Origin of the sequence: Nonomuraea sp. NPDC049421, from assembly GCF_040677005.1 — a bacterium.
GTDB lineage: Bacteria > Actinomycetota > Actinomycetes > Streptosporangiales > Streptosporangiaceae > Nonomuraea > Nonomuraea salmonea.
Genome location: NZ_JBFAQA010000043.1, coordinates 76,268 through 82,563, shown reverse-complemented (window position 1 = coordinate 82,563; position 6,296 = coordinate 76,268). Strand labels below are relative to the sequence as shown.

7 protein-coding genes are annotated in these 6,296 nt (G+C 70.3%); 6 read left to right on the top strand and 1 reads right to left on the bottom strand.

Annotated features, from left to right (window positions below; translation table 11 throughout):
- Window positions 1–287: 287 nt before the first annotated feature.
- Window positions 288–1,289: an AraC family transcriptional regulator gene (locus tag AB0K18_RS45860; RefSeq protein WP_364928107.1), complete on the bottom strand. Its 1,002-nt coding sequence runs from the start codon at window positions 1,287–1,289 to the stop codon at window positions 288–290.
- Between the two features lie 137 nt (window positions 1,290–1,426).
- On the opposite strand from AB0K18_RS45860, the gene AB0K18_RS45855 reads away from it, so the two are divergent.
- The 6 genes from AB0K18_RS45855 to AB0K18_RS45830 all read left to right on the top strand — a co-directional run bounded on the left by AB0K18_RS45855 (window position 1,427) and on the right by AB0K18_RS45830 (window position 6,167).
- Window positions 1,427–1,933 carry a hypothetical protein gene (locus AB0K18_RS45855; RefSeq protein WP_364928104.1) on the top strand — a complete coding sequence of 169 codons (507 nt, stop codon included), beginning with the start codon at window positions 1,427–1,429 and terminating at the stop codon, window positions 1,931–1,933.
- Entirely contained in the window at window positions 1,930–2,337 is a 408-nt protein-coding gene (locus tag AB0K18_RS45850) for a DUF4345 domain-containing protein (RefSeq protein WP_364928101.1), read from the top strand. Before AB0K18_RS45855 ends, AB0K18_RS45850 begins: the two co-directional genes overlap by 4 nt.
- A gap of 94 nt (window positions 2,338–2,431) precedes the next feature.
- The gene (locus AB0K18_RS45845) at window positions 2,432–3,385 is read left to right on the top strand and encodes a helix-turn-helix transcriptional regulator (RefSeq protein WP_364928099.1); all 954 of its coding nucleotides are present in this window, start codon (window positions 2,432–2,434) and stop codon (window positions 3,383–3,385) included.
- Complete coding sequence (locus AB0K18_RS45840; protein WP_364928096.1) at window positions 3,369–4,121, top strand: SDR family NAD(P)-dependent oxidoreductase; 753 nt, start codon at window positions 3,369–3,371, stop codon at window positions 4,119–4,121. The genes AB0K18_RS45845 and AB0K18_RS45840 overlap by 17 nt, the downstream gene beginning before the upstream one ends.
- 290 nt (window positions 4,122–4,411) lie before the next feature.
- The gene (locus AB0K18_RS45835) at window positions 4,412–4,948 is read left to right on the top strand and encodes a hypothetical protein (RefSeq protein ID WP_364928093.1); all 537 of its coding nucleotides are present in this window, start codon (window positions 4,412–4,414) and stop codon (window positions 4,946–4,948) included.
- Between the two features lie 76 nt (window positions 4,949–5,024).
- On the top strand, window positions 5,025–6,167 hold the full coding sequence (locus AB0K18_RS45830) for a serine hydrolase domain-containing protein (protein ID WP_364928090.1): 1,143 nt from the start codon (window positions 5,025–5,027) through the stop codon (window positions 6,165–6,167).
- The last annotated feature ends 129 nt before the right edge of the window (window positions 6,168–6,296 follow it).

Here is a 6,296-nt window from a genome sequence, read left to right as displayed (position 1 = left end):
CGTCGTCATCTGGCACAACTGGAACATCGGCGCACCCGTGAAACGATCCCTGATCGCCTACGATCACTAACCCGAATTTCACATCAACGATCTAGTACCAAGGGTCTGCACGGTCACTGGGGTAACTCCTGATCAAGGAGAATGCACCTGATGAGTACTGTGATCCAGGCATCGACGGAGATCGAGCTGGAGGACGCCGGCGTGGCGCGCAAGCAGCCCAAGGAGGGTAAGGCCAAGGATTCGGATCGGGTTTGAGGAGCTGAGACGAGACGGGGATCCGGAACCGTTCAATCCAGCAGGGCGGGTCCGGGCAGCAGCGAGGCCGCCGCACGCGGCCGGACGCTTCCCGGTGACACGCCGAAGGCGCGTTTGAACGCCCGGCAGAACGCCGTCTCCGACCGGTACCCGAAACGATGAGCGACCGCCGAGAGCGGCTCCGGCGTCCGCCGCAGGTGGGTGCGGGCCAGCTGCAGCCGCCATTGGGCCAGGTATCGCATGGGTGGTTCCCCGACGAGCTCGGTGAAGCGCGCCGAGAAGGCCGACCGCGACATGCCGGCCTCCCTGGCGAGGGAGGCGACGTTCCAGTCCTGCTCGGGTGCCCGGTGGATCGCGGTGAGCGCGCGTCCGATCTGTTGGTCGCGCAGGGCGGCCAGCCAGCCCTGCCGCGCTTCCGGCGCGGCGTCGAGCCAGGATCGGATCGCCTGGATGACCAGGATGTCGGCGAGCCGGGTGAGAACGGTCTCCCCGCCCGGACGCAGCGCCTGCGCCTCCCTCGACACGAGCCGCAGCGTGCTGTGCAGCCAGCCGGCATCGTCGTCGTCCCAGCCGTCGAGGTGGACGATCGGGGGGAGCTGGGCGACGAGCCTGCTCCCCGCGGCATGGTCGAAGCGGACCACGCCGTAGGTGACGTGGGTGCGCTCACCGCCGCCGCCGTGGCGCAGGATCTCGTACCGCTCGCTGATCTGCTCGACCGGGAGGTCGAAGAGATCGTCGGTGGTGGCCCCGGGATCGCTGCGGAACCGGTGCGCGACGCCGTGAGGGAGCAGGGTGAGGCTGCCCGGCTGCAGGAGGCGGGGGCCGGCGCCGTCGATGTCGGCGTCGACGTCCAGCCAGCAGTGCCCGGCGGTGACCACCACCAGCGCCATCAGCTCCGGCAGCGGTGGCACGGCTATGCCCCAGGGCGCGGTCAGCTCGGCCCGGCAGTAGAGCGTGCCGGTCAGCCGCAGCAGGTGCAGCGCCTCGCCGAGGAGGTCGCCGGCAGCGGGAGGGGTACGGACGCGATCGTGCACGCCCGCCACTCTGCCGCATGTCCCCCACGTCCGCCAGTCTGGATGAACGGCTAAGAATCACGGACTTCCTGTGATTGTCCGTCCAAGACGATGCGGCCGAGACTGGGTCTGTCACCACCCCAAGGAGCGCAGGAGCCATGCCATCACGTCCCATCCTCGTCATCGGTTCGACCGGCAAGACCGGCCGGCGCATCGTCAGCCGGCTCTCCGCCGGCGGCCACCGGGTCCATCCGGCCGGGCGGCGCACCGACCCGCCGTTCTCGTGGCAACAGCCGTCGAGCCGGCCCGCAGTGCTCCACGGCGCGGGCTCCGCCTACATCGCCTACGCTCCCGACCTCGCCGTCCCGAGCGCACCCGCCGCGATCGAGGAGCTCGTCTCGTACGCGATCGAGGCCGGTCTCGAACACCTGGTGCTGCTGTCCGGCCGTGGCGAGCACCACGCACAGAGCTGCGAGAAGATCGTCCAGGGCTCCGGGCTGAGCCACACCCTCATCAGGGCCGGCTGGTTCGCCCAGAACTTCAGCGAAGGCGACCTGCTGGAGCAGGTACGGCGCGGCATGATCACCCTGCCCGCCGGCCAGGTGGCCGAACCCTTCGCCGGCTTCTGCCGGTCCGCCGCCGCGTCGGGCGTGTGGCAGCGATGAGCAGGCGCGTGGACCCGCACTCCGTCCTTCTCTTCGTGGCCGGTCTGGTGCTCATCGTCATCGGCGCGGCCACCCTGTTCGCGCCCGTGGCCTTCCACCAGGCCAACGGCATCATGGTCGTCGCCGACGCGGGCCTGTTGAGCGAGACGCGCGCGGCGGGCGGCGTCCTGCTCACAGCCGGGGTGTTCATCATGGTCGGCGCGTTCTCCACCCGGTTCGCGGTGGCCGCCGCGGCCGTCGGCGCCACGGGGTACCTCGCCTACGCGCTGTCGCGCCTTCTCGGCATCGCGCTCGACGGCGTACCGGCCGGCGGGCTGGTGCTCGCCGCGGTGGTGGAACTGGTGCTCGGGCTGGCCTGCGCGTACTCGCTCCTGCGGCGTTCCCGCGAGGGCGCACGAGTCTAGAGCGACGTCACGTGGCCCCTGTCCGGCGGAATGGCGCGATCGTTCACGACATCGTTCCACGCGGGACCTTACGCTCGGCGCGGAGGTGGTCGGGATGGACGAGGGACACTCCTCGGCGGCGATGGTGGCACTGGTCATCGCGTCCCTGCGCCGTCGTGGCCTTCCGGTGCCGGACGGGGCGAGGTGCGAGGGGCCGCGCGTGACGTTGAGCGACAAGCGGCGACTGCTCGCCGCCGTCGCCGCCGCGTACGGCGAGAGCGCGTTGATCCTCGCGGGGCAGGCTGTGGCGGGCGGCCCGTTCGACCCCCTGGGGCACGCGCTGACGTCCGCGCCCACTCCCGTCGAGTGCCTGGCCCGGTGGGGACGGCTTGAGCGCTACGTGCACTCACGGCACCGGACGATCATCACCGCCGAGGGCTCCCGCGGCGTCCACGTGCGGCACTCGGCGCCGGCCGGTGCACCGCCCGTACGGCATGAGAGCCTGCTCGTGGCGGGAGTGCTGGCGGGCCTGCTCTCGGCCCAAGGGTGCGCGAGCGTCCGGCTGAGCCTGACCGACGGGACGGCGCTGCTCGACCACGGTCAGCTGACCACCGGCCACGTACCGCCGGGGCCGGTCGACCGCTTCCGCCTGGCCTGGATTCCCGGAACCGCCCATCCGCCCGGAGAACCGCGGCATCCGGCTCCCCCACCCGAGACCGGACGGGGACCGGTCACCGACGCCGCCCTGCGCCGGGTCCTCACCGACACGACCAGGCGGTGGACGGTCCGCGAGCTCGCGACGGCCGGCGGCATGTCCGCCCGTACGCTGCAACGGCGCCTCCACGAGGAAGGGAACTCGTTCTCCTCGGTGGTCGCCACCGCCCGCGTCATCCACGCGTCGACGCTGCTCGCAAACCCCGACGTGCCGTTGTCAACCGTCGGGTTCCTGGCCGGGTACGCCGACGGCCCCCACTTCGCCCGCGAGTTCGCCCGGCGAACCGGCGCCAGCCCGGGCCGCTACCGGACCGTCATCATCCCTACGGAGACCGATCATGAGCCTTCCCTATGACCGCGCCCTCATCACGGGCGGCAGCACCGGCGTGGGACTCGCCCTCGCCGCCGAACTGCTGCGGCGCGGCTGTGAGCGGGTCGCGCTGTGCGGCCGCGACCCGCACCGGCTGGCCGGTGCCCGGTACGCCCTGGGCGCGGACGTGCTCACGGTGCCCTGCGACCTCACCGAACCGGACGACCGCTCCCGCCTGCTGACCGTGGTCGAGAAGGAATGGGGAGGGCTCGACCTCCTGGTCAACAACGCGGCCGTGCAGATCGAGACCGATCATCTCGCCGGTGCCACACCGGCGGCCCTTCGGTCGGTGTCCGACGAGATCGAGACCAACCTCACCGCTCCGGTGCTGCTCACCTTGCGGGCGCTGCCCGCGCTGCGGGCCTCCGGTCACGCCGCGGTGGTCAACATCGGTTCCGGCCTGGCGCTGGCGCCCAAGCGGGCCGCTCCGGTGTACTGCGCCACCAAATCGGCCCTGTCCACGTACACGCGGGCGCTGCGGTACCAGCTGCAGGACTCCGGCGCCCGGATCCAGGCCGTCGAAGTCGTGCTGCCCCTCGTCGACACCGACATGACGCGGGGACGCGGCAGCGGGAAGATCAGCCCCCAGCGTGCCGCGGAGGCGATCGTCCATGGTCTCGCCGAGAACCGCTCAGAGATCTATGTCGGAAAGGCTCGGCTGTTGCCGTTCCTGATGCGGTTGGCCCCCTCGATACCGCGCCGCATGCTCCGCGCCGGCTGAGCTCGCCGGGTCGGGTGGTTCCGCCCAACCGGCGAGGCGTTCCTCCGAGAGGCGCTCGGTGCACGACGAGCTGGCCGGTCAGGTCCAGCTCCTCGAACAGCGCGTCAGGGGCACCGACCTCGCTCCGGCACACATCGACGCGACGGGGAGATCTGGGCTGAGCTGACGGTCGGATGCGACGGCAGGCACTCCATCCTGCGCCGCGAGGCGGGTCTGGCGCCCATGAAGTTCGGTGTGCCGTTCGACGTCTGGTGGTTCCGCCTGCCGGCCTCGGCCCGAGACGGGCGCACATGACGCCGGCGTGGCGCCGATCGTCCGGGGCCGCGAGGCGCTGGCCCGCGACGACGATCATCAACGTCTACCTCACCGTCAAGGGCTCCGACGCGCGGCTACGGGCCGAGGGGGTTGAGCGCTTCGGGAAGCGCGTCGCTCGTTCGCGCCCCGGCTACGCCGACCGGGTGAGCCGGCTGGAGAGCATGGACGAGGTCCACTTGCTTCACGTCCGGTTCGACCGGCTCAAGCGCTGGCGCCTCGATGGGCTGCTGCTCATCGGCGACGCCGCGCACGCCATCACCCGCGCCGACCTGGCGACCGTACAGCGGCGCAGGCAACGCCCCACCTTGATCATGAAACCGCGCAGCGGGTATGCAACGGCTCCTGTTCGGAGCCCGGTTCTCCGGCAGGCGTCCCGGCCGTGCGACGTTCCTGCTCTTCCTCCGCCACGCGTTTCCCCGGCTGCGGGTGATGCACGCTCTCAGACGTCGCGGGCTGCGCGAGATTTGCAGGCGGCGTCGGCGGAAACGGCCAGGAAACTTCGCCAGGACTAGACACGGAAGCCACCACGCGTCGAGACCGATATGACCACTCCATACCGGCGCGTCTCAACAGAAGGGAACGCTAATCGTGAAGCGTGCGAAAGCGGCCGGCCTGGCCGGTGTGGCATGCGCGATGCTGACGCTCGGCACCACAGCACCCGCCACCGCCGCCACCGGCACGGATCGTCCCGAGTTCGGCGAGGTACAGAAAGCGCTCACCGAGCTGGCCGCCAGCTCCAAGATCGTGGGCGCGATCGGCGCCGTCTACGTCGACGGCAAGCGGGTCGCCCAGGGTACGGGCGGCACCCGCCTGCTGGACGACAAGGGCGGCAAGATCCCGCCCAGTGCCCGCTACCGGATCGGCTCCCAGACCAAGCTCATGACCGGTACCGTGATCCTCCAGCTGGTCAAGGAGAAGAAGCTCGCCCTGGACGACAAGCTGAGCGACCTGCTGCCCATCGTCGTCGAACAGGACCTGGTGAAGCTGGCCGACCAGATCACCCTCCAGCAGCTGCTGCAGCACACCTCCGGCATTCCCAACCTGCCGGCCGCGGACGTCTTCGACATGACCTACCACACGCCGCTGGAGATGGTGAAACAGACCAGCGACCTGAAGCGTACGGGAGAGCCCGGCTCCCAGTTCACCTACTCCAACACCAACTACTTCCTCCTCGGCCTGATCCTCGAGAGGTACACCAAGCACACCGTGTCGGCGGAGTTCGAACGGCGCCTGTTCGACAAGCTCGACATGGACAGGACCTACCTGCCCACCGAACCGCCCGGCGGTATCAAGGGCCCGCACGGCCATGGCTACTACCCTGACAAGGACGGCAAGCTGCGCGACGTCGACCGCCAGAACATGAGCCACGGCTACGCCGCCGCAGGAGTCATCTCCACCACCGAGGACCTCAGCGCCTTCCACCGCGCCCTGGTCAAGAACGAGTTGCTGCCCAAGGAGCTGACCCAGGTACTGCTGGGCCGCCTGCTCCCCAAGGAGCAAGCGGCCAAGAGCGCAGCGAAGCCGGCGGCCAACGGCCGGATCTGCGACGGCCAGGGCGGCTACTTCAGCGTCACGGGCGGTGGACCCGGGGGCAAGTCCATCACCTACAACACCGCGGACGGACGCGTGCAGTTCGCCCTCTCCACCACCCTGGGCGCTTCCAACCTCGATCCCGATCTGGACCCCCTCATGGAGAAGGCCGCCGAGGCCGTCCTCTGCCCCTCGAAGTAGCGCTCTCCTCGCGGCAGGCAGCTCGCTTGCCGCGAAGGAGGAGCGCTCCGCCCACACCTCGCCCCGCTCGTCGGCACTCGGCCCACGGGCTGGGTGGCCGGCGACGGGATCACGTATCCACTGAACGAC